The 1506-nt window shown below is 56.6% G+C and carries 4 protein-coding genes; 1 reads left to right on the top strand and 3 read right to left on the bottom strand.

The features are described from left to right. Window positions 1–333 (top strand): ATP-binding cassette domain-containing protein (locus INT21_RS17885; protein WP_193085570.1); only part of this gene is annotated, 333 nt, incomplete at its 5' end. A gap of 52 nt (window positions 334–385) precedes the next feature. Here INT21_RS17885 and INT21_RS17880 read toward each other — a convergent pair. The 3 genes from INT21_RS17880 to INT21_RS17870 all read right to left on the bottom strand — a co-directional run. Beyond that, the gene (locus INT21_RS17880; RefSeq protein WP_193068374.1) at window positions 386–661 is read right to left on the bottom strand and encodes a HigA family addiction module antitoxin; all 276 of its coding nucleotides are present in this window, start codon (window positions 659–661) and stop codon (window positions 386–388) included. A gap of 14 nt (window positions 662–675) precedes the next feature. Beyond that, window positions 676–954: a type II toxin-antitoxin system RelE/ParE family toxin gene (locus INT21_RS17875; RefSeq protein WP_193068373.1), complete on the bottom strand. Its 279-nt coding sequence runs from the start codon at window positions 952–954 to the stop codon at window positions 676–678. Between the two features lie 108 nt (window positions 955–1062). Then, the coding region (locus INT21_RS17870; protein ID WP_193085569.1) for a helix-turn-helix transcriptional regulator at window positions 1063–1506 on the bottom strand (444 nt) is incomplete at its 5' end.

The raw sequence follows: 1506 nt of genomic DNA, 5'->3' as shown, positions 1-1506 counted from the left end.
GACTTCGAAGGCGACCGGGTCACTAACACCAACCTCTCCCAGGGTCAGCGCAAGCGTCTGGCGATGCTGCTGGCCGTTGCGGAGCAGCGCGATCTACTGCTGTTGGACGAGTGGGCCGCCGACCAGGATCCTCAGTTCCGGCGAGTGTTCTACCGCCAACTACTGCCCCAATTAAGGGCACTCGGCAAAACGCTGGTGGTGATCAGCCACGATGATCATTACTTCGACCAGGCCGACCGGCTACTGGAAATGCGCGGTGGGCAGCTAGTTGAACTCACCGGTGAGCAACGTGAAGCGGCCAGCCGCGATGCGGTGGCGAGGGTGAGTGGGTAGTTATTGATGTGAGTCGCTTAGCGTTATTAATTTAGTGCGTGGTATCGCTCGGCTAAGCCGCGCCCTGATTATGGCGAAGCTGAAAGAGGTCATAATTGGTCTGCATGGATAGCCAGAATTCGGCGCTTCCGGCGTCCAATTTTTCCAGAGCCAATGCCATTTCAGGTGTGACGGAGGCGCTGCCGTTAATTACCCGGTTCAGGGTGTTGCGGTGGCAGCCGAGCTGTTCGGCGACCGATGCCACGCTGCCAATCTTGTGGCCGTCTTCATCCTCAATCAGGCGCTGCCGGATAATGCGGCCCGGATGTGAAGGGTTATACATCGCCATGGTTTGTTCTCCCATCAGTGATAGTCGTCATAGTCCAGCAGGTAAACATTTCCGTCTCGAAATTCGAAGAACAGTCGCCAGTTCCCTGACACCTTGATGGCATACTGGCCGTCCAGCTTTCCAGTTAGGGGGTGAAGGCCCCAGTTGCCAGCAGCTATATCGTCAAGACTGGTGGCTGCGTCCAGTACGGTCAGGCGATCACGGAGACGGTCGACATGATCGGCACGGACGCCCCTGGTGCTGCCTTTCTCGACAAACAACCTTAGTCCCTTATGCTTGATACTTTTAATCATCCATCGTATGCCCAACTGGCTTTTATTGATTGTAGCGTGTCGCGCGACAGTGTGCAATTCTGCCGAGGCTCGCTCGGACAGCTGCATCACCACCCGCAACGCTTGCCATCAGCTTTTGCGCCGCTTGATGGCTTTGGGAGCATAACCGAAGAAGCGTGTGAAAGCTGAGCTGAAGTTGCTTGGGTGCCGATAGCCTGTGGCATAGGCAGCCTGAGCGACCTGTTGACCGCTCTCCAGCAGCGCATGGGCGTGACGCATGCGCTGTTGGTGAAGAAAGTGCTGAGGGGTCGTGCCAAACATACGACGAAACCCCTGCTTGAGTTTTTGTTCCCCTAATCCTACCCGAGCTCCTAAATAAGTCAGCGTCAATGGACGGTCTAACTCGCTGAGAAGAATCTCGCGGGCCTGAACGATGCGTTCGGCATCTACGCTGGCAATGTGCTGTGTGGGGCGGGGTTCTGGCAGCAACGCTTCGAGCTGTTCCCCCAGTAGGCTAAGGGCGTGGATATGTTGCTGGATGCGAGAACCGCCTGTTTGGAGGCATGCCTGGAG

It is taken from the genome of Halomonas sp. 3F2F, assembly GCF_014897805.1.
Lineage (GTDB): Bacteria > Pseudomonadota > Gammaproteobacteria > Pseudomonadales > Halomonadaceae > Vreelandella.
The sequence above is the reverse complement of the archived record's forward strand: the minus strand, read 5'-3'. Positions and strand labels throughout refer to the sequence as shown.